Genomic DNA, 21,510 nt, shown 5'->3' on the forward strand with positions numbered 1-21,510 from the left:
TGGGTAACTATCGGTCCAGGTCCTCAGGCTCGAACTGGCTCAAGGGGGACCCTCCGAAGTTCGCCTCGTCATCACTCGCGTCGACTTCCTCGCTGCTCATGGGATCACCGAAATCGACGTCGGATGCGGCTTCGCCGATGGTAGGTTCTTCCGGCGGCACCTGCTCTTCACCGTCACGGAAGCGCGCTTCCTCGGTATCATCGCGAAGGCTCTGATCGCTTTCCTCGGCAATCGTGCCGGCTCCGGGCTCATCCTGCAGCAGTGGATCCTGCTGCCAGTTATCCGGATCATTCTCGGCAGCTGTGGGATAGCCGTCCGGTTGGCCGTCCTGCACGGGATCGAGCGCCTCGGGCGCGATCGACTCGTTCACGGCGTCAGGCTCCTCGCCGACAACGTGCAATTCCTCATCGGGAAGATTCTCAGTCATGACCGGTCCTTTCGACGATTGCATTCCGGGAGGTGCTCCCGTGAATGTAAGCCTACTGATCATTCAAGGTCGAGGCCAGCCGGATGGGAAGCTCCCAATACCGGAGGCCTCCCATCCGAGCCGTCAGCCTGCGTGATCCCGCCAGCTGTGCTGCGGGTCGAATCCCAGTAGGCGCCGTGCCTTCTCGATCGAGAGCAGCGTTTCATGTTCGCCGACTTCCCTGACCAGCTCTACGCCGGGAAATACCTCCGCGGCCAGCGAGGCGCTCGATCGGCTCATCACGGTATCGGCGGCCGCGATGATGAACCGGTCAAAGCCGTTCCGCGCGTTCTCCAGAGCCTGCAGCACAGCCTGGGCTCCGTCCCGGCCGTCAATGTATCCCCATAGATTCCACTTCCTCAGCAGCGGATCCGAATCGAATGTCGGAAACTCGGCGTAGTCCGACGGATCCATCACATTGGAGAACCGCAGCGCCGTGATGCTCAGCGAGGGATCCCAGCGGGTCAGCTGGATGGCCATCTGTTCTTCGAGGTGCTTTACCAGGGAATAGGTACTCTCCGGCCGCGCGTCATATTCCTCATCGACCGGAATGTACGGCGGGTCCTCGTCGAACGGAAGCCCGAGGACTGTCTCGCTGGAGGCGTAGACAATCCGCTGGATCCCCGCCCGCCGGCAGGCCTGGAACACGTTGTAGGTCGCCAGCATGTTGTTGTGGAAAGTGGCGGAATCAGGCTGCAGCCCCGGTGCGGGGATCGCAGCGAGATGGACGACGGCGTCGAAACCTGAGTGCCGGTCATCCACTCCCAGCAGCGCATCGACGACGTGACCATAGTTGGTCAGGTCGATTGAGAGGAAGCCAGGCCCGCGCTCGCCGTGCAGGTCGAATCCATGGACCTCGTGTCCGGCCTCCGTCAAACCCGCAACAACACTGCGTCCCAGTTTGCCGCTGGATCCCGTGACCGCGAGCCTCACGCCGGCCGATTGTCAGGGGAAGTTGTCTTGGCCGCGTCAGTTTCGGCCAGGTGCCCGATCGCTTCATCGATTTTCTTCATGAGGGCGGGCTCCAGCGTGACGCCGGCGGCCGCAACGTTGGACTCGACCTGCTCAGGGCGGGACGCGCCGATGATTGCTGAGGCAACGTTGGGGTTCTGGAGCACCCACGCGATAGAGAGCTGCGCCATGCTCAGCCCGGCCTCGTCTGCGAGCGGTTCCAGCTTCTGCACTCCGGTGAGGACCTCATCAGACATCCAGCGCTTGATCATGTCCGCGCCGCCCTTGTCATCGGCAGCTCGCGAACCCTGTTCCGGTGCCTGACCCGGCTTGTACTTGCCGGTGAGGACGCCCTGCGCGACAGGGGACCACACGATCTGGGAGATGCCGAGTTCCTCCGACGCCGGCACTACCTTCTCCTCGATGACCCGCCAGAGCATGGAATACTGCGGTTGGTTGGAGATGAGCTGGAAACCCAACTCCTTCGCAAGCCCGTGCCCGGCGCGCAACTGCTCCGCAGTCCACTCACTGACCCCGATGTAGAGGGCTTTGCCCTGCCTGACGACGTCGGCGAACGCCTGCATGGTCTCTTCGAGGGGAGTCTCGTGGTCATACCGGTGGGCCTGGTAAAGGTCCACATAGTCTGTTTGAAGGCGCGTCAGCGAGCCGTCGATCGACTCCATGATGTGCTTCCGGGAGAGACCGGCGTCGTTATGACCCTTGGGGCCGGTCGGACCCCAGACCTTGGTGAAGATTTCAAGGGACTGCCTGCGCTCACCCTTGAGGGCTTCCCCGAGGACCGTCTCGGCTGCGGTGTTGGCGTACACGTCCGCGGTGTCGAAGGTGCTGATGCCGGCGTCGAGGGCTGCACGCACACACTGCGTGGCCACGTCATTCTCCACCTGGGAGCCGTGCGTGAGCCAGTTTCCGTAAGTGATCTCCGAGATTTTGAGTCCGCTGTTTCCGAGGTATCTGAATTCCATGGTTTCGATGCTATCCATCCCCGGGTCCAGCGGTACAGTGCACCTGCGGGCGACGCCGGATCCGGCCAGTGCCAACGGCTACACTGAATCGACGCCTTCCGACCAATTGTGATTGAGGACCATGGGTACGTTTACTGCGCGATTTGCCACTGCGGAAGAACGCGGGAACTGGGATTCCCTGGTCACCGCCAATCCGAACGGCGGCAACCTCCTGCAGTCGGCGGCGTTTGCAGAGGTCAAGTCCCACCATGGCTGGAAGCCCCTGTTTCTCGTGTTCGAATCCGCCGGATACACCACCTACAACCTCGTCCTCGAGAAAAAGGTCCCGCTTCTCGGGAGCCTCTGGTACCTGATCAAGGGCCCGGATGTGGCAGCCCCTGAGGATGTTCCTGCGGTCCTGGACGCGTGCAAATCCTTCATCCGGGAGTCAAAGCTCGCAGTCTTTGCAGTCAAGATCGAGCCGGACATTGAGGATGACGACGGCGTCCGCACCCTCTTCCGGCGCGCCGGTCTGGTGAAGGCCTTCAACCTCCAGCCCAACGATCACACGGCCATCCTCGACACCACCCCGGAGCCGAACCAGCTGCTGCGCAACCTGCACTCGCGTGGGCGCAACGCCGTCCGGCGGGCCGAGCGGGAGGGCGTCACCGTGCAGCAGATGGAACCCACGGATGAAAATTTCCGCACGATGTACCGCCTCATGGCGCACATTGAGGACCGCTCAGCGGCACGTCTCCGCTCGTTCGAGTACTACCGGCGATTCTGGACGAACTTCGTTTCCGCCGGTCAGGGTCGGCTCTACTTTGTGCACGAGGACGGCGAGCCTTCCGTTGGCGCCTTCGTCATCAACTACGGCCGCAAGGGCACCTACAAAGACGGTGGATCCAAGCCGGGCCGCTCGCAATACGGTGATTCGCATCTCCTTCAGTGGAGGGCGATCAATGATCTCAAGGCCGAGCACAATATTGTTGAGTACGACTTCTGCGGGACCCCTCCTAGCGATCAGCTGAAGGACAAGAGCCATCAGCACCACGGTCTCGGCCTGTTCAAGACGAGCTTCACCAAGACGGTCACCGACTTCGTGGGTTGTTATGACCAGGTGCTCAGTCCCATGAAGTACCGTGCGTGGCAGAAGCTGGGCGAACGCATCACGCGTCAGGTGTACTGGCGGCGCACAAATCAACCGTTCTACTAAACAGCAGGCCCGGGCACGACGAGCGATCATGAGCCAGGAAAGGGGCATAAGAGTGGCAGACAAGACCGGTGCGGGCAAGCGCCGGAGCCCGGATACCAACCCCTCTCCGGTGGCTGAACAGCTTCCCGTAGTGAAGTCGCCCGCATCACCGGGCAAGGCCAAGTCGAAAATCGCGCGGAAAGCAGCCGCCCGGCCGCAGTCCAACCCGACCGATGCCCTGCCGATCACCCCGCAATCCGCCCGCCCTGACCGTTCACAGCTGGCCGCCCGCAAGATGCTTCGGCGCCTTGTCCAGGGAGAATCTCCGCCCACCCAGGCGATGAACCTGGTGGAGCGGCTCGCCGGCAGTCCCTATGCCAACCCCACTATCCAGGTGGGAGGCCCCGACGTCGGTGCCCGCCGCACGCTCGATTTCGCGCTCAGTCTCGCTGAGACGATGTTCCGATACGGTGCCGGGGCGCTGGAAGTCGAGACGAGCATCATTGCCGTGACCGCGGCGTTCGGGCTCGACAACATCGAGGTGGACATCACCAACCAGTCGGTGGTGCTCAACTACTCAGCGAAGGACCAGACCCCCACAACCGTTCTGCGCGTGGTGCGGTCCTGGACCAACAATTATGCGGGACTGACACGGGTCCACCAGCTGGTGACCGACGTCGTCGACGGCGGGGTGGACCGTTCCGAAGCCATCCGGCGCCTTGACGAGATAACCCACCGGCCCAAGCCTTTCCCGCGTTGGATGGTCACGGCCGCGTTCGGTGTCTTCGCTGCGGCCATCGTGGCGTTCATCGGCGGCGGACCGCTTGGCTCCCTGATCTCGTTTGCAAGCTGTATCGGTGTTGACCTGCTCTCGCGTCAGCTGGGGCGTTGGCGGGTGCCTGAATTTTTTGCGACGGCCACCTCGGCCGCCCTCGTCACGTTGACCGCAGTGCTGTTGTGGTCGCTGCACGTACCGATCGCGCCCGCCCTGGTTGTGGTCGGCGGGATTCTGCTGCTGCTGCCTACCGGCAGGCTCGTATCTGCAACCCAGGACGCGATCAACGGATTCCCGGTGACTGCAGCAGGGAGGTTCCTGTCTGCCTTCCTCGTCTTCGCAGGAATTGTGTCCGGCATCGCCGTTGCGCTGGTGCTCGGCAACCTCCTCGGGGTTCCTGAGCTTGACGTGACGTCGTCGGTCGGCTCCCTGTACCCGCTGCCGGTGGTTGCGGTGCTCATCTTCATCGCGGTTGCAATGATCTGCATTGCCGAGCAGACGGACATGGCCCTGGTTGTGCCGACCTCCCTCATCGGAACTGCCGGGTTCTTGCTCTATTCGCTCGTTGTGAACCTCGGCGTCGGCTATCGGCTTGCGCCCGCCATTGCGGCTGTCCTGATCGGCATGCTCGCGCGGGTGGTTGCCCTCCGGATGGGCGCACCGCAGCTGGTGGTCGCCGTGCCTGCGGTGATGTTCCTCTACCCCGGGCTCACGATTTTCCGGTCGATGTATGACCTCACAATCGAGACGGACGTGACCGGCGCTGGCGCCATCGGCCTGTTCAACGCTCTCACCATCATTTTGGCCATCGCCGGCGGCGTGGTCCTGGGCGACAATCTGGCACGGCCGTTCACCAAGAAGCTCAGCAGCAACGAACGACGCCGTAATCGACGCAGATGATCCGGAGACTCTAGCCGCGAAGCCAGTTCACCGGCTCGGCGCCCTGTTCGGCGAGGAGCGCATTGGCCCGGCTGAAGGGCCGGGAGCCGAAGAATCCGCGGGAGGCTGATAAGGGACTCGGGTGAGCGGACTCGACGAGCGGCGTAGAGCCCAACAGTGGCTTGAGCTGCTGTGCCTCCCGGCCCCACAGGATGGCAACCAACGGCTGGTCACGGGCAACCAGAGCCCGGACGGCGGCATCAGTGACTGCGTTCCAGCCAAGCTTCCGATGTGAACCCGTTTCCCCCGCTCGGACTGTGAGGACCCGGTTGAGCAGCAAGACCCCCTCGTCAGCCCAGCCCGAAAGGTCACCGTGGCTGGGTGCCGGTGCCCCAAGATCCGTAGACAGCTCCCTGTAAATGTTGACCAGGCTGCGCGGCAGTTTGGTTTGCCGGGTAACGGAGAACGCCAGGCCGACGGAGTGCCCGGGAGTGGGGTAGGGGTCCTGGCCGACGATGATGACCTTCACGTGATTGAGTGGGTAGGTGAAGGTCCGCATTATGTGGTCCGGGCGCGGCAGCACGTGGGCGCCGGCCGCTTGCTCGAGAGCCAGGCGCCGCGCCAGCTGGTGAATCTGTGGTTGAACGGGCTGAAGCGCTGCCGCCCAGTCGGAAGCCATGATTTCCTCGAGCGTCGCCGGAGCGGCGAACGGCAGCGTTGCGCCCGGGCTGGAAGGAATGGGCAGGGTGGTGCCGCCGTCGTCGTCGTTCATGGTTCTATCTTTGCCCGGATGGGCACTCAAGCTCCACTGCGGGTAAATGACAACGGTGTGATTCGCCACTACCATGGGGAAAGTAAATTGGGCGGAAACGGTGGATTGGACGGTGTGTCGTGAGCATGCAGGGACCGGCGCAGACAGACCAGAACGGCCACGCAGCGGGCGTGCGGGAGTCAGGCCTGGGTGAGCGGGAAGAGCGGATACTTGAGCTCGAGAGACAGTGGTGGAAATACTCGGGGGCCAAAGAGCAGGCCATTCGTGAGCTGTTTGATCTCTCTGCCACGCACTATTACCAGATCCTCAATGCGCTTATCGATACAGAAGCCGCGCTTGCCCATGACCCGATGCTCGTGAAGAGACTGCGTAGACTACGTACAACCCGCCAACGCGCCCGATCAGCGCGCCGTCTTGGCGTCGATGTCTAGCACCCACGTCCACCCAATCCAAGGATTCCCCGCACCATGACCCAATACCCCCGCGACGAATTCGACCAGGTTCCCGAATCCGCCGCCCGGCAGGGAGTCCACCGCGAGCGCATTGTGCCTCCGCGATCTAGCGGTCTGGCATTGAAGGTTGTTGCGGGAGTCCTGGTCCTCGCGGTTGGTCTGGCCGCATACTTCCTCTTTCCGCGCCTTGGGCTTGGGCAGGCCAGCGATGTCACTCCGGGGAGCACCAGTTCTGCGCCGATGCCGTCCATCACGGCCGAGGGGGCGGCGGGCGAACCCAGCGAAGACGCCAGTGAATCTGCGGAGTCCACGGAATCTGTGTCGCCCAGTGCCGCACCCACTCCCGGGGAAGAGTCGACTGCCGGCTCGGAACCGACAACCGAAGAGGAACCGACAGCCGAGGCAACCGATTCGCCGTCAGAAGCGGCAGCAGTCGTCGACATCACCCAGCCGGTTGCCGTGCTGAACGCCACCGCGGTCAGCGGGCTGGCAAGCACAGCGGCGGGCAGGCTGCAGGCGGATGGCTGGAACGTGACCCAGATCGGCAACTGGTCCGGCCAGCAGCTGCAGGGGTCCATCGTGCTCTACAACGCAGAGGAGCAGCGCCCCACGGCTGAGGCGCTCGCCGGTGCCCTTGGTATCGGCGCTGTCCAGGGCAATGCGGGTTTCGGCGATATCACCGTGGTGGTTGGCCCCGGCTTCCAGTGAGCCGCCCGGTTAAGGATCAATAACATTCACTGTGTTCCGCATCACTGCTTTCGAGTTCTGGGATTAGATGTATCTCAGCCCCGCCGTCAATAGTTAAGCGGGGGATCTACATAGTGGGAGAACAACATGGCGCAGGGAACCGTGAAATGGTTCAACGCTGAAAAGGGCTACGGCTTCATCACTGTCGATGAGGGCGGGGCGGATGTCTTTGTGCACTGGTCCGCAATAGACATGGAGGGCTACCGTGCACTCGATGAGGGCCAGCGGGTCCAATTCGAAATCGGAGAAGGCCAGAAGGGCCCGCAGGCGGAGGCCGTGCGGCTCGCATCCTGAGCAACCCAAGCAACACCAAACAACGACGGCGCGCTTCCCCTGTCAGGGCTGGTGCGCCGTCGTCGTTATTTTCCCCAAGGCGAAACAGCTTGCACTCGCAGTGTGTGAGTGCTAATTATTGACTTAGCACTCTGGTGTGACGACTGCTAAGACGCCACGCTGGGAGTGAACCAGGCAACCTCTGTGGTGAGGGCTGGTTGGGGAGGTACAGAGATCCTCCCGGATCAGTCCGTCCGTCGCGGGCATCACAGGCCGGTAGCAGCATACGCATGACCGTCCCGAAAGGACCTACGCCGTTATGGCCAAGATCATTTCTTTTGATGAAGAGGCACGCCGCGGCCTCGAGCGCGGATTGAACATCCTCGCTGACGCAGTCAAGGTTACGCTGGGCCCCCGCGGTCGCAACGTTGTCCTTGAGAAGAAGTGGGGCGCTCCCACGATCACCAACGATGGCGTTTCCATCGCCAAGGAGATCGAACTCGACGATCCGTTCGAGAAGATCGGGGCCGAGCTGGTCAAGGAAGTTGCAAAGAAGACCGACGACGTCGCCGGTGACGGAACCACCACCGCCACCGTCCTCGCCCAGGCACTCGTCAAGGAAGGCCTGCGCAACGTAGCCGCCGGTGCTGATCCGTTGAGCCTCAAGCGCGGAATCGAGAAGGCAGTTGACGCCGTCACCGCCGAGCTCCTCGCCTCCGCCAAGGAGATCGAGACCAAGGAAGAGATCGCAGCTACGGCTTCGATCTCCGCCGGTGACCAGCAGATCGGTGACCTCATCGCTGAAGCCCTCGACAAGGTGGGCAAGGAAGGCGTCATCACCGTCGAGGAGTCCAACACTTTTGGCCTCGAGCTTGAGCTCACAGAGGGTATGCGCTTCGACAAGGGTTACATTTCCGGCTACTTCGTCACCGACGCAGAACGCCAGGAGACGGTCCTTGAAGACCCCTACGTCCTGATCGTCAACTCGAAGATCTCCAACGTCAAGGATCTCGTCGCTGTTCTTGAGAAGGTCATGCAGTCCGGCAAGCCGCTGCTGATCATCGCCGAAGACATCGAGGGCGAAGCCTTGGCTACCCTCGTGGTCAACAAGATTCGCGGCACCTTCAAGTCCGTTGCCGTCAAGGCACCGGGCTTCGGCGACCGCCGCAAGGCTCAGCTGGCTGACATCGCCATCCTCACCGGTGGCCAGGTCATCGCTGAGGAAGTTGGCCTCAAGCTGGAGAACGCAACCCTGGACCTTCTGGGCCAGGCACGCAAGGTTGTCGTCACCAAGGACGAGACCACCATCGTTGAGGGTGCAGGCAACGCCGAGGAGATCGCCGGCCGGGTTGCACAGATCCGCGCCGAGATCGAGAACTCCGACTCGGACTACGACCGCGAGAAGCTGCAGGAACGTCTGGCCAAGCTGGCAGGCGGCGTTGCAGTCATCAAGGCCGGAGCCGCAACCGAGGTTGAGCTCAAGGAGCGCAAGCACCGCATTGAGGACGCCGTCCGCAACGCAAAAGCTGCTGTTGAAGAAGGCATTGTTGCCGGTGGCGGCGTGGCCCTGATTCAGGCCGGCGCCAAGGCATTCGCCAACCTCAACCTTGAGGGCGACGAGGCAACCGGTGCAAACATCGTTCGCATCGCCATCGACGCTCCCCTCAAGCAGATCGCTTTCAACGCTGGCCTCGAGCCCGGCGTTGTGATCGAGAAGGTTCGCGGCCTGCCCGCCGGCCATGGCCTCAACGCCGCGACCGGCGATTACGAGGACCTCCTGGCTGCCGGCGTGAACGACCCCGTGAAGGTTACCCGCTCTGCACTGCAGAACGCTGCCTCCATTGCGGGCCTGTTCCTCACCACCGAAGCTGTTGTCGCGGACAAGCCTGAGAAGGCTGCTCCCGCAGGCGGCGGCGACGAAATGGGCGGCATGGGCGGGATGGGCGGCTTCTAAGCTTCCCAGCCTCACCAGCAGGAATACCTGCGAAGAGAGTTACACCAAAGGCCGGTCCCTCACGGGGCCGGCCTTTGGGCTGTGCTGGAAGATTTGTGCAGCTATGGCGGGTTCTCCGGCTTGGAAGCCGCCGCAGCTGCACAAAACTTCGGGGGTGGGCCGGTTCGGCTAGTGCATGAACATGCGGGCGTTGCTCAGCTCTGCCTGACTGTACTGCTCGGTTGCAACGCCGAGAGCCTGGTTGATGCTGGTCAGCGATTCCTCGACCTTGAGCTGGGTTGCACGCCAGTCCGTCACCAGCTGCTGGAAGTTCTGCGAGGCCTGACCCTGCCACTCGGACTCAAGGGACCTCAGCCCTGACTGCATGGCATTGACCTCTGCCTGGAGCCGGGCGATGGTATTTTGCACGTCTGCGCTCTTGGCGGCGAGCGAGTCCGTATTGACGTTGAAGTAGGTCATGGTTCCTCCTGGGCTTCTGCTGTGTATGCACTGCGCCTTCGACGTTAGAGTGCACCGGTAGCAGCGCATGCCCTCGGCCGCGGAATGTGGGTAATTTGCCTGCACCCAAGGGGCTGGGGAGGAGGGGTCCCCTGCAAGAATCGCGCGTCAGTCGTCTGCCGGCGGCGTGCTTTCCGTGTCATGCGGCAGCCGAATGGATAAGGTGGCGCCGCCGCCGGGGGTGTCCTCGAGCCGAACGCTTCCATCATGCTGCGCAACCAGCGCCGCGACAATGGCCAGGCCAAGGCCGGTACCGCCGGTTTCCCGGTAGCGTGAGGAGTCTGCCCGGTAAAAGCGCTCGAAGACCCTCGCGGCGTCTTCCTCGGAGATGCCGGGACCGTGGTCGCGCACCTCGATCACCGAATCGCTTCGGCCGTGGATCACGGGGGCAACGCCCACGGCAACCTCGATCGGCGACCCTTCGGGCGTATACCGCAGGGCGTTGGTCATCAGGTTTGCGACGACCTGGCGGAGGCGGGCCTCGTCACCGACTGTCGGGGCGTGACGCGCCGGTCCACCGTCGAGGCCGATCACACGGATAGTGCGTTCCGGCGCGATGGCCCGGGCGTCCATGGCGGCATCGTTTCCCAGCACCAGCAGGTCGAGAGGTTGCGACTCGAGGGGTCGCTGCTCGTCGATGCGCGCCAGGGTGAGCAGATCCTCGACCAATTGGCCCATCCGCTTGGCTTCGCTCTCGATACGGCCCATGGCGGCCTTGACGTCGTCGTCGTTTTGGAGGGCACCGTGACGGTACAGTTCGGAGAATCCGCGAATGGTGACCAGAGGTGTACGAAGTTCATGCGAAGCGTCCGCGACGAAGCGGCGCATCTTCCGTTCTGAATCCATCCGGGCTGCAAACGCAGACTCGATGTGCGCAAGCATGGCGTTCAGGGAGCGGGAGAGCCTGCCCACCTCGGTGGCGGGACGCTCAACCTCGACGCGGCGTGAGAGGTCGCCGGCGGCAATCGCCGCCGCCGTCCGCTCGACGCGGCTCAACGGACGGAACTGTCGGGTAACCGCAAGGTAGGCGACGATCGAGGCCGCGGCAATCGAAAAGAGTCCGACGGTGAAGATGATGCGCCCGGCTTCGGACACCGTCTGGTTCAGGGTGGACATGGGGCTGGCAACAGCCACCGACGTGTTGTCCGCCTGCAGCGGGAACACCATGACGCGCCACTCGCTCTCCCCCCTGCTCCCGGGAACCGTGAAGCCCTCCACGTCTCGTTCCTCAACTTCTTCGTGATCGAGTAGAGGAAGTTTTGGAACCTCGTAGAGCGCAGACGAGTGGGTTGCGCGGATAGCGTTTCCGTTGGAGTCGAGCCAGACGCCATAGAAGCGGGAAAGGTCCTGGCTGGTGTCACTGCCGATGGTGCCGATGGTGTTGGTCACCAGCTGCGCGTTGGCATCGATGTCCTGGTCCATCTGGACTATGAGACTGTTCCGGAGCAGGGAGATGGTCACGATCCCCGTGATGGCAACCGTGAACACCATGAGCAGGGTCATGATGGCGATGAGTTGCGTGCGGAGGGAGGCAGACTTCCAGCGACGTATCACGGCGGGTACAGAGATGCTTCGTTACCGCTTGTCAGCGGTGCGCAGCAGGTAACCGACCCCGCGTTTGGTCTGAATCAGCGCCGCGGCATCCGGGTTCTTGTCGATCTTGCGCCGCAGGTAGGAGATGTAGGACTCCACGATGGAGGCGTCTCCGTTGAAGTCGTACTCCCAGACGTGATCGAGGATCTGCGCTTTGGACAGGACGCGGTTCGGGTTCATCATCAGGTAGCGGAGGAGCTTGAACTCTGTGGGGGAGAGGTCAATGACCTCCCCGCCGCGGCGCACCTCGTGGGCGTCGTCGTCCAGTTCGAGGTCATCTACACGAATGACGGCGCCGTCGTCGTCGTGTGGCTGGGTGCGGCGCAGGACGGCGCGGATACGGGCAACCACCTCGTCGAGGCTGAAGGGCTTCGTCACGTAATCATCACCGCCCACGGTGAGGCCGGTGACCTTGTCATCGGTGTCATCGCGTGCCGTCAGGAAGACCACGGGGAAGTGGCGGCCAGCGGCGCGGAGCCGGCGGGTGACGGTGAAGCCGTCCATGTCCGGCAGCATCACGTCGAGGACGGCGAGGTCTGGATTGTGAGTTTCCGCTGCGGCGAGGGCGTCGCGTCCGTTGGCGGCGGCGACAACATCGAATCCCGCGAACCGCAGGGAAGTGGAGAGCAGTTCCCGGATATTCGGCTCGTCATCGACTACAAGCAGTTTGGCTTCAGGTACTGAATTATTCACGATTCCCAGTATGCTCCCAGCAGCTGGGAGTTGTCTGGATGCTTGCTGTATGCGCGTCGGGTGTCAGGTCTGTGGGATGTCTGCGGCATCCATGATGGTGTAGGCGTAGCCCTGTTCAGCGAGGAACCGCTGACGCTTGGCTGCAAAATCCTGGTCGATGGTGTCACGCGCGACGACGGTATAGAACCGCGCTGCCCTACCGTCACCCTTCGGCCGCAGCAGCCGGCCCAGCCGCTGCGCCTCCTCCTGCCGCGAGCCGAAGGACCCTGACACCTGTATTGCCACTGACGCTTCCGGAAGGTCGATCGAGAAATTAGCGACCTTGGAAACCACGAGGGTGTGCAGCTCCCCGGAGCGAAAGGCATTGAACAGGCGCTGGCGTTCCTTGACGGACGTCTCACCTTTGATGACGGGAGCATCGAGCCGCTCACCCAGCTCATCCAGTTGATCGATGTACTGCCCGATCACGAGGAGCTGTTCGCCCTTGTGCGAGGCGACCAGCTTCTCCACGACTGTTGTCTTCGTCTCGGAGGTTGCGCACAGACGGTATTTGTCGCCGTCGTCCGCCATTGCGTAGGCGACCCTCTCATCGCGCGGGAGGTCGACCCGCACCTCAACACAGTCCGCGGGCGCAATGTAGCCCTGCGCTTCGATGTCCTTCCAGGGCGCGTCATAGCGCTTCGGTCCAATGAGGGAGAACACCTCGCCTTCGCGGCCGTCCTCACGCACCAAGGTGGCGGTCAGGCCGAGCCGCCGACGGGCCTGCAGGTCAGCGGTCATGCGGAAGATCGGGGCGGGCAGCAGGTGAACCTCGTCATACACAATGAGGCCCCAGTCATTGGCGTCCAGCAGTTCGAGGTGCGGGTAGAGCCCGCCGCGGCGCAGGGTCAGCACCTGGTAGGTCGCGATGGTGACCGGCCGGACCTCCTTGACGGATCCGGAGTACTCGCCGATCTCTTCCTCGGTCAGCGAGGTCCGCTTGAGCAGTTCGTCCTTCCACTGCCGGGCGGAGACGGTGTTCGTCACGAGGATGAGGGTGGTTGTGGAGCTCGTCGCCATAGCCGCGGCGCCCACCAGGGTTTTACCTGCCCCGCAGGGAAGCACAACGACGCCGGAACCTCCCGCCCAGAAGTTCTCCGTGGCCACCTTCTGATAGGGACGCAGCGCCCAGCCGTCTTCGTTGAGCATGATGGGGTGCGGGGTGCCGTCAACATAGCCGGCGAGATCCTCAGCCGGCCACCCGAGTTTGAGCAGGAGCTGCTTCAGCTGCCCGCGCTGGGACGAGTGCACCACCACCGTCTCGCCGTCAATGCGCGGGCCCAGAAGCGGCTCGATCTTCTTCGCGTGCAGGACTTCCTCGAGCACGGGGTAGTCGTTGGTGCGCAGCACGAGGCCGTGCTGGTCATCCTTTTCCAACCGCAGCCGGCCGTAGCGGGACATTGTTTCCTCGACGTCGACGAGGAGCGCGTGCGGCACCGGGAAACGGGAGTACTTCAGCAGCGTATCCAGCACCTGTTCGGCGTCGAGCCCTGCCGCGCGGGCGTTCCACAACCCAAGGGGAGTGAGGCGGTAGCTGTGCACATGCTCCGGCGCGCGCTCCAGTTCGGCGAAAGCGGCGATGGCATGCCGGGCTTCGGTGGCCTGCTCGTGATCCACCTCCAGCAGGATGGTCTTGTCGCTCTGGACGATCAGCGGCCCGTTAGGCATCCGTTGAAGCCCCTTCCACAGTTTCCACATCCATGATCCGATGCACGGAAATTACGCGCTCGGTTTCCTTCTCCGGGTCGAAGACCCGTACACGGCCGGCATGGACCGACAGTGGAACAAACACCTGACGGGTGGAATTCCCTGCGCTGTCCGCAAAGCCCATCCGGACGGCCTGCTTTGTTCGGATCGCAGTCCGCAGCGTTTCAAGGCCGATCATCGCCTCGCTTTCGGCTCCTCCGCCCGCGCCGGGCCGGCCGTTGCCCCGCAGCACCGTCATCTGCGCTTCAAGGTCTGCCTCCGTAAGTATCCAGGGGCTGGTCCGTACCGCGGACGACGACGGCGCGGAGCCGGCTGCCGCCCGTAAGGTAACCCGCGGTGCCGCGCCGCCCTCCAAGGCGGGCGAATAGCCGAGCTCACGCAGGGAAGCGACCAATTCAGCCGGCGTGGCCCGGGCCGTCACGACCGTCGGAGCGAGCCGGGCGAGCCCGAGCGAGGCAGCGGCAGGATCAGAGAGCAGGGCCGTTAGAGCGGCGTCGTCGTCGCTTCGAACGTAGCTGGATGCGGGACCAACGCGCAGGGAGCCGTAACGGGCTGCGGTGTCTTCCACCAGATAGCGCAGCGGTTGCGGGACGTTTGTCGCGGAGTGCTTCTCAAGGAAGGTCAGGATTGCCACGGCGTCCTGCCCGTCGTCGAGCGCCCGGCGCACTGACTGTGCGGAGAACCTGTATACGGTTGCCGGGCCCTGCCCCTCCGCGGATGCCAGCAGCGCCAGCTCGCGCGCCACACCCGGCTCAAGGTAGCCCGGCGCTACCGCGGTCAGGTCCGCCTGCAGCACGAAGTGCGTGAGCGGCTCGGGGAGCGCGTTGCGAAGTGTGGCCGCGGCATCGTCGAACCGTTCCTGGGCGATCGCCGCGCCCAGCCCGGTCAGCGCACCCGATCCCAGCAGGCCGAGGTGGCCCAGCTCCTCGACCATGCCCGGCACCAGCCGCGAAAACCGCCGGCGCAGGCGGGGCTGGTGCCACGTGAGGCGTTCGACGAGGGATGGTGCGTCAAGGACCGGGGCGCGGCCGTCATCGTGCTCTGTCTCGGCCGAGAGCGCGTCCGCGGCTGACAACAGACGACGGCGGACCGCCGGCGCGTCAGTGCGCGTTGCCTCCGAAGACAGCACATTGACCGTACTGCCGGTGGGCAGCTGCCCGCCCACCAGGGAAGGAGCGCGCTCAGCGTCGAGCCACGCTTGCACCAGCCGGAGCCACTGCTCGTGGCGTTCGGCGAGGTGCCAGGATCCACCAGGGGCGGCCATCCAGCGTGAGCTGTCCGGATCCAGCACTATCAAGCGGCCCAGTGCTGCCAGCTCAAGCAGCCAGGCCACCTGGACACGGTCCACCCGCAGGGCATCGGCGAGCCGTCGAATCTCCCGAACGCCCACACCTCCGGTGCGGAGGGTCGCGATTGGCTCCGCCTGCACGCTGGTAAGGAGTTCGGTGACGAGCCTGAGCGTTTCAGCGATGGCCCCGAAGGCGGCGTTGTCCCGAAGGCCGGCGCGGACCGCAGCGAGCTGCGGAACCGGTGGCGAGGCCGGCAGCGAGGGAATAATCATGCCACCACGTGCCGCAATTCCCACTTCCCGCGGAAGCTCGACATGATTGGCGTCGAGACGGATGAGGAGTCCGCGCTCAAGAAGCCACTCAAGGGGCGTCGCCGTGCTTGATGCGCCTGCCTTTGCCGAGCCCACCGGAGAGGCCGCGAGTTTTTCCAGCAGGTCACCCGTTGCGCTGGGAGCCGCCTCCAGCACAGCGTCCCAGGATGTGTCGAGGATCGCCGCGAGGGTAGTTGCGGGATCGGATGCGGACGGACCCGCTGCACCAGGAATCCCGGAAGCGGACAGCAGTTCCAGTCCGGCCGCCATCCGCGCGGCGTACTCCGGGTACTGCTGGGCCAGCAAGGCCAGTGGACGTCCAAGGCCTGCAGGGTAGGGACCAAGCGCATCGTGAAGGGATTCAAGGGGGAAGTAGGAGCGGCGGCCCCTGGCCGCGGGGCCGGTTCGCAGGAGCGCCACCTCGTGAAGCTGAGTGAGAAAGGGCTCGAGCGTCTTCGCCGTCATCGAGGATATGGACGCCTTGAGGCCTGTGGCTGTGGCACCGACGGCCGCGTCGAGGTTGGTGGTGAGCACTACTGCCTCGAGCACCATGAGCTGCGGAGTATTCAAGCCCTCAAGGGCACGCTGGACGCTTACCCGGGTCGAGGCCCGGGCCGCGAGGGCTGCAAAATCCGGCACCGGCGGCAGGACAACATCCGGGCGCGCGGACATCAGCCTTCGGAGTTCGGCGTCGCTGCGGGAAACAAGGTCCTCGGCAAGAGCACGGATAGCGGACACCGGATTAACGTTACTCGCACCGGGCGGCGGTGAGATGACTGCCGATGTCTGGGCGTGGGCGCCCGTAGGAAATGAGAATCCAGCGGCGACTATAGGGAAAACTCAGCTGCGCCCGCGCCTAAGAACGCTGACAACCACGCTGGCAGCCATCAACAGGAAGCCGAGCGGCAGAAAGAAATAGGCAGCGGTAACAAATCCCGGCCAAGCCTCCGCGCCGGCCCACGCGGAGAGGAGTACCGCCACCAGGGACAGCAGGCCGAGGACCGCGAAGCCGACCGCGGCAATGAGCAGGGCCAGCCGCGCACGCCGGGTGTTGCGGCCGCCGTCATCGTTGGCGGCAGGGACAGAGGAAGGGTTTTGCGACATGATGCTCCTAGCGTACAAGGACGCGGATCGCCCATTTCGCCCGTCAGTGCCGGGTATCCTGTTAAGGCAGACTTTTTCCCTGCGCAGCCCCGGCTGACTGACACCCTTCCGGTTGCCCTCGGTAACCATTGGTGAAGCGCCAACGGATTGCGCGCAAGTAGTTCGAGAACGAGGTAATTACGTGCCTATCGGCAAGGTCAAATGGTTCGACTCCGAGAAGGGTTTCGGTTTCCTGGCGACGGATGACGGCAAGGAAGTGTTCCTGCATGCCTCGGCGCTTCCGGCCGGCGTGACTGAAGTCAAGGTCGGAACGCGGCTCGAGTTCGGAGTCGCTGACGGACGCAAGGGTCTCCAGGCGCTGTCCGCACGCATTCTTGACGTGCCGCCCTCGGTTGCCAAGGCAACGCGCAAGAACGCTGATGACATGGCCGTGATCACCGAGGATCTGATCCGGCTGCTGGATGATGTGTCCAACGGTTTGCGGCGCGGGCGGTACCCGGACAAGTCGCACTCCGCGAAGGTCGCCGCAGTGCTGCGCGCGGTCGCGGATGATCTGGACGTTTAGCCCGCATGAGTGAAACCCCGGCATCAATGGAAACAGCTGAGGCGGAGCCCGTCGCGACGGCGGCCCCCGCAGCGCCTGCAGCAAAGCGCAGGCCGGTCCGTAAGCCGTCCAGGCCTGACGCTGTGCTGGCTGCGGCGGTGGACGCCGCGCGGAATGGCCTGCTGGAGGTTGCCGGGGAACATGAGGTGGGGGAGCATGTCGGTGCTTTCCCCGATGCCGAGCGGCTCGTGACGCATCGCTTCGCCGCACACGTCCCCGGGTACGAGGGCTGGCACTGGTTCGCAACCCTGGCGCGGGTTCCGCGCGGCAAGGACGCCACGGTCTGTGAAGTAGGGCTGCTGCCCTCCGAAAACGCACTTTTGGCGCCTGACTGGGTGCCCTGGTCTGAACGCGTTCGCCCGGAGGACACAGCGGAGGAAGACTCGGCAGCACCGAAAGCCGTAACGCCGGAAGATGCAACTCCGGAAGATGCAACTTCGGAGGACGCCGCACGGGTTCCGGAGGTTGACGTTGCTGAGACTGACGCCGAGGCCGCCCCTGGAGGCGAATCTCCAGTTGCCTGAGGTGTGGGGGAGCGCGGAAAGGAAGGCTGCCTGATGGGCATGTTCCGATCCCTGCATATCCACAACTACCGGCTCTGGTTCATCGGCGCCCTGATTTCCAACGTGGGCACCTGGATGCAGCGCACAGCCCAGGACTGGCTTGTCTATGACATCCTCACCGATCAGGACGCCGCGGCTATGGGTATTGTCATGGCCTTGCAGTTGGGGCCGCAGCTCTTCATAGCTCCGTGGGCCGGGCTGATCGCTGACTCCGTTGATCGCCGCAAGCTATTGATGGGAACCCAGGCCGCGATGGCGGCGCTCGGCGTAGGGCTGGGCCTCCTCGTGGTGCTCGGCCTGGCGGAGCTCTGGCATGTGTACGCGTTTGCGCTTGCTCTGGGCGTCGTCTCCGCCATTGACGCTCCCGCGCGCCAGGCCTTCGTCTCCGAACTGGTGCGCGATGATTACCTTCCCAACGCGGTGGCCCTGAACAGCGCCTCTTTCAACGGCGCTCGGATGTTCGGTCCCGCAGTTGCGGGTTTACTCACGGTTGCCGTAGGGCCCGGCTGGGTCTTCCTGATCAACGCAGTGACGTTCGGGGCGATGATCTTCGTCCTCGTCACTATCCGTCAAAAAGAACTGCGTGTACTCAACCGCTCGGCGCCCGGTCGCGGGAGGATCCGAGCAGGTTTCCGCTATGTGCAGCAGCGGCCGGATCTCATGATGGTGATGTTCGCAATTTTCGTGGTCGGAACCTTCGGCTTGAACTTCGCCGTCTATATTGCGGCGATGGCACGCACTGAGTTCGGAACAGGCGCGGGAGTCTTCGGCACGCTGTCCTCGATCATGGCGGTGGGTTCCGTGGCGGGGGCGCTGCTTTCGGCGAGGCGGGACCGGCCGCGGCTCAGGTTCGTCTTCGGAGCAGCCGGTGCCTTTGGCCTCGCGTGCCTGCTGGCTGCGCTGGCACCGTCCGTCTGGCTTTTCGGGCTGGCCCTTGTTCCAGTGGGACTCTTCGCGCTGACGCTGATGACCAGCGCCAACGCCTACGTTCAGACCACAACCGTGCAGGAGATGCGCGGCCGGGTCATGGCCCTGTACTTTGCGATCTTCCTGGGCGGGACGCCTATCGGAGCGCCCATCGTCGGTTGGGTCACCAACGCCTACGGGCCGCGGTGGGGACTGGTGGTCGCTGCGGCGTCGGGCTTCGTGGCCGCGGTGGCCGGGCTGGCCTGGGTAGCGCGGTCGCATCACGTGCGGGTCCGTCTCATCCATCCCTCGCCGCGGCGGCTCAAACTGACCCTTGCCGCGACAGCGCGGAATACTGCGGAACGGAACGGCTAGGAACGCTCCACCACGTAGTCAATGCATTCCAGCAGCGCCGATACGTCGGCGGGCTCGATTGCCACGAAGGTGGCGATGCGCAACTGGTTGCGGCCCAGCTTCCGGTACGGTTCGACGTCGACAATCCCGTTTGCGCGGAGGGTCCTGGCTACGGCGGCAGCGTCAACAGTCTCCGCGAAGTCGATCGTCGCGATGACGTTGGAGCGGTGGTCCGGGTTCTGCACAAAGGGTGCGGCAACGGCGGAGGACTCAGCCCAACTGTAGATGCGGCTGGCGGAATCGGCGGTTCGCGCTGCAGCGAATTCCAGCCCGCCGTTGCTGTTGAGCCACTCGATCTGAGCATTGAGTGTCACAAGCGTGGACAGTGCCGGTGTGTTGTAGGTCTGATTCAGGCGTGAGTTGTCGATCGCCGTCTGAAGGTCGAGGAAGTCCGGGATCCAGCGCTTCGAAGCCTTGATCGCCGCTGCCCTTTCGAGTGCAGCGGGGGAAAAGAGGCCAAGCCAGAGTCCGCCGTCGGACGCGAAGTTCTTCTGCGGAGCAAAGTAGTACACGTCAGCCTCTGAGACGTCCACCGACAACCCGCCGGCAGCGGAGGTTGCATCGATGCAGATGAGCGCGCCGTGATCCGCGCCCGCCACCCGCTCGACCGGCGCCGCCACACCGGTTGAGGTTTCGTTCTGCGGCCAGGCATAGAAGTCGATGCCCGGCTCCGCGACGGGCACCGGCCGGGAGCCGGGGTCAGAGGTGATGACCGTTGACTCGCCCAGGAATGGTGCCTTGGACGTCGCCGCTGCGAACTTGGATCCGAACTCACCAAAGGAGAGATGCTGCGCACGCGCTTCAACGAGACCGAAGGAGGCGACATCCCAAAAAGCAGTGGACCCTCCAACACCGAGAATCACTTCGTAGCCTTCCGGGGCGCCGAAGAAGTCCATCAAACCGGCCCGGACCGAACCCACCAGATTCTTGACCGGTGCCTGCCGATGTGAGGTTCCAAGCAGGGCCGTTCCTGCCCGGTTCAGCGCTTCCAGCTGCTCGGGGCGCGTTCTGGAGGGACCCGCACCGAACCGGCCATCCTGCGGCAGCAGCTCGGCGGGGATGCGGATGTCGGCGGGATCGCTCATGGTTACTCCAGGGAGGTTGCTTGCGATGGGGTCGCAGACCATTCTGCCCCAGCACGCTCAGCGCAGATGCATTGTGACCGGCTTCGGATGCGCCCGGATCAGCGGGGCGGGTGACGCTGTGTAAATGGGTTAACCTTGTGGGGCGTAGGGATGACGACGGCGGCCCATCTGTTGGGCACTGCAGGCAGCCGCTGCATCAACGCTCAAACCGCACCAGTGCCAAGGAGCTGAACCCCGCAAATGACGGACCTCATCGACACCACCGAGATGTATCTGCGGACAATCCTTGAACTTGAGGAAGAAAACATCGTTGCGCTGCGTGCCCGGATCGCCGAGCGCCTTCGTCACTCAGGCCCTACGGTCTCGCAGACTGTCGGTCGGATGGAACGTGACGGACTCGTAGTGGTGACCGGCGACCGTCACCTTGAACTGACCGAGCTCGGGCGCCGGCGGGCCACCGAGGTGATGCGCAAGCATCGGCTGGCGGAACGACTGCTCTCCGATGTCATCGGCCTGGACTGGGCCTACGTCCACGATGAGGCGTGCAGGTGGGAACACGTGATGAGCGAGCGGGTTGAGCGGCGCCTGTATGAGCTGCTGGGCCAGCCGACCGAATCACCCTACGGCAATCCCATCCCTGGCCTTGAGGCCCTGGGCGGTACCCCGTCGGAAGCGTTCACCTTGGGCGTGCGCACGCTTACGGACACGATGGCAAACTACACTGCGGGTTCGATTGTTACCCTTGTCCGGCTGGCCGAACCCATTCAGGTGGATCCCGAACTGCTGACCCAACTGGACGAAGGCGGTCTGCGTCCCGGAGCGCAGATGACCCTGCAGGCAGTGGGAGACTACGTGTCCGTTCGGGTGCCCGGCGTGGAGGGTGCGCTGGAGTTGCCGCCGGAAGTTGCTTCGCATGTTTTTGTGGCGGTTCAGCCGCAGTTCTGAGGCGCCGGACCGGAAGGCTCTGGATTCCCGAAGGATATCCACAGCATGGTTACGAAATGATTACTTTCCGGCGCTCACGGCTATAGTTGGTTCCTGGCGCTGATACTCCAGCGTTACCTGGTTCGCCTGCCTAACCCTGTCAGCGAACGCAGTGTTACACAGATGGACAGGGGCGGAGGACCCACAACCGGTCATGGCATGCCATGGCCTTGGGGTGAAGTTCGGATGCTGCCACACCGCAGGGATCTGAACCGAGTTTTCTCATACTCGAATCCGACAGCTAACTTCGCAGGCAAAGAATGAGAAAGGGTCTCCTTGTCGAACACTGCTTCG

At 63.8% G+C, this 21,510-nt stretch carries 21 protein-coding genes and 1 riboswitch; of the genes, 10 read left to right on the top strand and 11 right to left on the bottom strand.

Annotated features, from left to right (window positions below; all coding sequences use genetic code 11):
• Positions 1-7 precede the first annotated feature (7 nt).
• The 3 genes from AC1MBU_RS04945 to AC1MBU_RS04955 form a co-directional block, all read right to left on the bottom strand.
• Positions 8-427, bottom strand: coding sequence for a hypothetical protein (locus AC1MBU_RS04945; protein ID WP_277359114.1), 420 nt, complete (start codon positions 425-427; stop codon positions 8-10).
• Positions 428-550: 123 nt separating this feature from the next.
• Complete coding sequence (locus AC1MBU_RS04950; RefSeq protein WP_471672881.1) at positions 551-1,399, bottom strand: NAD-dependent epimerase/dehydratase family protein; 849 nt, start codon at positions 1,397-1,399, stop codon at positions 551-553.
• Complete coding sequence (locus tag AC1MBU_RS04955; RefSeq protein ID WP_479789029.1) at positions 1,396-2,400, bottom strand: aldo/keto reductase family protein; 1,005 nt, start codon at positions 2,398-2,400, stop codon at positions 1,396-1,398. The genes AC1MBU_RS04950 and AC1MBU_RS04955 overlap by 4 nt, the downstream gene beginning before the upstream one ends.
• A gap of 121 nt (positions 2,401-2,521) precedes the next feature.
• Between AC1MBU_RS04955 and AC1MBU_RS04960 the strand changes: the two genes are divergently transcribed.
• Both AC1MBU_RS04960 and AC1MBU_RS04965 read left to right on the top strand, forming a co-directional pair.
• Positions 2,522-3,595, top strand: coding sequence for a lipid II:glycine glycyltransferase FemX (locus AC1MBU_RS04960; RefSeq protein WP_346028723.1), 1,074 nt, complete (start codon positions 2,522-2,524; stop codon positions 3,593-3,595).
• A gap of 52 nt (positions 3,596-3,647) precedes the next feature.
• A complete protein-coding gene (locus AC1MBU_RS04965; RefSeq protein ID WP_479789033.1) occupies positions 3,648-5,249 on the top strand; it encodes a threonine/serine exporter family protein in 1,602 nt (533 codons plus the stop codon).
• Between the two features lie 10 nt (positions 5,250-5,259).
• On the opposite strand, the gene AC1MBU_RS04970 is transcribed toward AC1MBU_RS04965, so the two are convergent.
• The gene (locus AC1MBU_RS04970) at positions 5,260-6,000 is read right to left on the bottom strand and encodes a uracil-DNA glycosylase (RefSeq protein ID WP_346028721.1); all 741 of its coding nucleotides are present in this window, start codon (positions 5,998-6,000) and stop codon (positions 5,260-5,262) included.
• Between the two features lie 125 nt (positions 6,001-6,125).
• Here AC1MBU_RS04970 and AC1MBU_RS04975 point away from each other — a divergent pair, with 125 nt between their 5' ends.
• The 4 genes from AC1MBU_RS04975 to groL all read left to right on the top strand — a co-directional run bounded on the left by AC1MBU_RS04975 (position 6,126) and on the right by groL (position 9,426).
• Entirely contained in the window at positions 6,126-6,431 is a 306-nt protein-coding gene (locus AC1MBU_RS04975; RefSeq protein ID WP_056550316.1) for a DUF3263 domain-containing protein, read from the top strand.
• A gap of 36 nt (positions 6,432-6,467) precedes the next feature.
• The gene (locus AC1MBU_RS04980; RefSeq protein WP_346028720.1) at positions 6,468-7,160 is read left to right on the top strand and encodes a LytR C-terminal domain-containing protein; all 693 of its coding nucleotides are present in this window, start codon (positions 6,468-6,470) and stop codon (positions 7,158-7,160) included.
• Between the two features lie 126 nt (positions 7,161-7,286).
• On the top strand, positions 7,287-7,493 hold the full coding sequence (locus AC1MBU_RS04985) for a cold-shock protein (protein ID WP_056549990.1): 207 nt from the start codon (positions 7,287-7,289) through the stop codon (positions 7,491-7,493).
• A gap of 298 nt (positions 7,494-7,791) precedes the next feature.
• Positions 7,792-9,426 (top strand): chaperonin GroEL, encoded by a 1,635-nt coding sequence (gene groL / locus AC1MBU_RS04990; protein WP_479789036.1) that lies wholly within the window; start codon positions 7,792-7,794, stop codon positions 9,424-9,426.
• Between the two features lie 168 nt (positions 9,427-9,594).
• On the opposite strand, the gene AC1MBU_RS04995 is transcribed toward groL, so the two are convergent.
• The 6 genes from AC1MBU_RS04995 to AC1MBU_RS05020 form a co-directional block, all read right to left on the bottom strand.
• Positions 9,595-9,885: a WXG100 family type VII secretion target gene (locus tag AC1MBU_RS04995; RefSeq protein WP_056549995.1), complete on the bottom strand. Its 291-nt coding sequence runs from the start codon at positions 9,883-9,885 to the stop codon at positions 9,595-9,597.
• A gap of 147 nt (positions 9,886-10,032) precedes the next feature.
• Positions 10,033-11,427: a sensor histidine kinase gene (locus tag AC1MBU_RS05000; RefSeq protein ID WP_277359117.1), complete on the bottom strand. Its 1,395-nt coding sequence runs from the start codon at positions 11,425-11,427 to the stop codon at positions 10,033-10,035.
• Positions 11,428-11,499: 72 nt separating this feature from the next.
• Positions 11,500-12,210, bottom strand: coding sequence for a response regulator transcription factor (locus tag AC1MBU_RS05005; protein WP_479789039.1), 711 nt, complete (start codon positions 12,208-12,210; stop codon positions 11,500-11,502).
• Positions 12,211-12,273: 63 nt separating this feature from the next.
• Positions 12,274-13,917, bottom strand: a complete 1,644-nt coding sequence (locus tag AC1MBU_RS05010; protein WP_056550003.1) for a DNA repair helicase XPB — start codon at positions 13,915-13,917, stop codon at positions 12,274-12,276.
• Entirely contained in the window at positions 13,910-16,294 is a 2,385-nt protein-coding gene (locus AC1MBU_RS05015) for a helicase-associated domain-containing protein (protein ID WP_479789041.1), read from the bottom strand. Before AC1MBU_RS05015 ends, AC1MBU_RS05010 begins: the two co-directional genes overlap by 8 nt.
• 102 nt (positions 16,295-16,396) lie before the next feature.
• Positions 16,397-16,660: a hypothetical protein gene (locus AC1MBU_RS05020; protein WP_471672888.1), complete on the bottom strand. Its 264-nt coding sequence runs from the start codon at positions 16,658-16,660 to the stop codon at positions 16,397-16,399.
• A 181-nt stretch (positions 16,661-16,841) separates the two neighbouring features.
• Between AC1MBU_RS05020 and AC1MBU_RS05025 the strand changes: the two genes are divergently transcribed.
• The 3 genes from AC1MBU_RS05025 to AC1MBU_RS05035 are packed head-to-tail and all read left to right on the top strand — an operon-like array spanning position 16,842 to position 19,108.
• Positions 16,842-17,225 carry a cold-shock protein gene (locus AC1MBU_RS05025; RefSeq protein WP_277358930.1) on the top strand — a complete coding sequence of 128 codons (384 nt, stop codon included), beginning with the start codon at positions 16,842-16,844 and terminating at the stop codon, positions 17,223-17,225.
• 5 nt (positions 17,226-17,230) lie between these two features.
• A complete protein-coding gene (locus tag AC1MBU_RS05030; RefSeq protein ID WP_479789043.1) occupies positions 17,231-17,788 on the top strand; it encodes a DUF3027 domain-containing protein in 558 nt (185 codons plus the stop codon).
• A 33-nt stretch (positions 17,789-17,821) separates the two neighbouring features.
• Positions 17,822-19,108, top strand: coding sequence for an MFS transporter (locus AC1MBU_RS05035; RefSeq protein ID WP_277358932.1), 1,287 nt, complete (start codon positions 17,822-17,824; stop codon positions 19,106-19,108).
• Here AC1MBU_RS05035 and serC read toward each other — a convergent pair.
• Positions 19,105-20,232 (bottom strand): phosphoserine transaminase, encoded by a 1,128-nt coding sequence (gene serC, locus AC1MBU_RS05040; RefSeq protein ID WP_479789045.1) that lies wholly within the window; start codon positions 20,230-20,232, stop codon positions 19,105-19,107. The genes AC1MBU_RS05035 and serC overlap by 4 nt on opposite strands.
• A gap of 240 nt (positions 20,233-20,472) precedes the next feature.
• Between serC and AC1MBU_RS05045 the strand changes: the two genes are divergently transcribed.
• Positions 20,473-21,177 carry an iron-dependent transcriptional repressor DtxR gene (locus AC1MBU_RS05045; RefSeq protein WP_277358934.1) on the top strand — a complete coding sequence of 235 codons (705 nt, stop codon included), beginning with the start codon at positions 20,473-20,475 and terminating at the stop codon, positions 21,175-21,177.
• A 117-nt stretch (positions 21,178-21,294) separates the two neighbouring features.
• Positions 21,295-21,488, top strand: a riboswitch (cyclic di-AMP (ydaO/yuaA leader).
• Positions 21,489-21,510 lie beyond the last annotated feature (22 nt).

Source organism: Arthrobacter sp. PTI12, assembly GCF_056679915.1.

What these genes read in the sequence shown, in the direction of transcription:
- AC1MBU_RS04945 (WP_277359114.1), bottom strand. Translation starts at nt 427, where the DNA reads ATGACTGAGAATCTTCCCGATGAGGAATTGCACGTTGTCGGCGAGGAG.
- AC1MBU_RS04955 (WP_479789029.1), bottom strand. Translation starts at nt 2,400, where the DNA reads ATGGAATTCAGATACCTCGGAAACAGCGGACTCAAAATCTCGGAGATC.
- AC1MBU_RS04960 (WP_346028723.1), top strand. Translation starts at nt 2,522, where the DNA reads ATGGGTACGTTTACTGCGCGATTTGCCACTGCGGAAGAACGCGGGAAC.
- AC1MBU_RS04970 (WP_346028721.1), bottom strand. Translation starts at nt 6,000, where the DNA reads ATGAACGACGACGACGGCGGCACCACCCTGCCCATTCCTTCCAGCCCG.
- AC1MBU_RS04975 (WP_056550316.1), top strand. Translation starts at nt 6,126, where the DNA reads ATGCAGGGACCGGCGCAGACAGACCAGAACGGCCACGCAGCGGGCGTG.
- AC1MBU_RS04980 (WP_346028720.1), top strand. Translation starts at nt 6,468, where the DNA reads ATGACCCAATACCCCCGCGACGAATTCGACCAGGTTCCCGAATCCGCC.
- AC1MBU_RS04985 (WP_056549990.1), top strand. Translation starts at nt 7,287, where the DNA reads ATGGCGCAGGGAACCGTGAAATGGTTCAACGCTGAAAAGGGCTACGGC.
- groL (WP_479789036.1), top strand. Translation starts at nt 7,792, where the DNA reads ATGGCCAAGATCATTTCTTTTGATGAAGAGGCACGCCGCGGCCTCGAG.
- AC1MBU_RS04995 (WP_056549995.1), bottom strand. Translation starts at nt 9,885, where the DNA reads ATGACCTACTTCAACGTCAATACGGACTCGCTCGCCGCCAAGAGCGCA.
- AC1MBU_RS05000 (WP_277359117.1), bottom strand. Translation starts at nt 11,427, where the DNA reads ATGACCCTGCTCATGGTGTTCACGGTTGCCATCACGGGGATCGTGACC.
- AC1MBU_RS05010 (WP_056550003.1), bottom strand. Translation starts at nt 13,917, where the DNA reads ATGCCTAACGGGCCGCTGATCGTCCAGAGCGACAAGACCATCCTGCTG.
- AC1MBU_RS05020 (WP_471672888.1), bottom strand. Translation starts at nt 16,660, where the DNA reads ATGTCGCAAAACCCTTCCTCTGTCCCTGCCGCCAACGATGACGGCGGC.
- AC1MBU_RS05030 (WP_479789043.1), top strand. Translation starts at nt 17,231, where the DNA reads ATGAGTGAAACCCCGGCATCAATGGAAACAGCTGAGGCGGAGCCCGTC.
- AC1MBU_RS05035 (WP_277358932.1), top strand. Translation starts at nt 17,822, where the DNA reads ATGGGCATGTTCCGATCCCTGCATATCCACAACTACCGGCTCTGGTTC.
- serC (WP_479789045.1), bottom strand. Translation starts at nt 20,232, where the DNA reads ATGAGCGATCCCGCCGACATCCGCATCCCCGCCGAGCTGCTGCCGCAG.
- AC1MBU_RS05045 (WP_277358934.1), top strand. Translation starts at nt 20,473, where the DNA reads ATGACGGACCTCATCGACACCACCGAGATGTATCTGCGGACAATCCTT.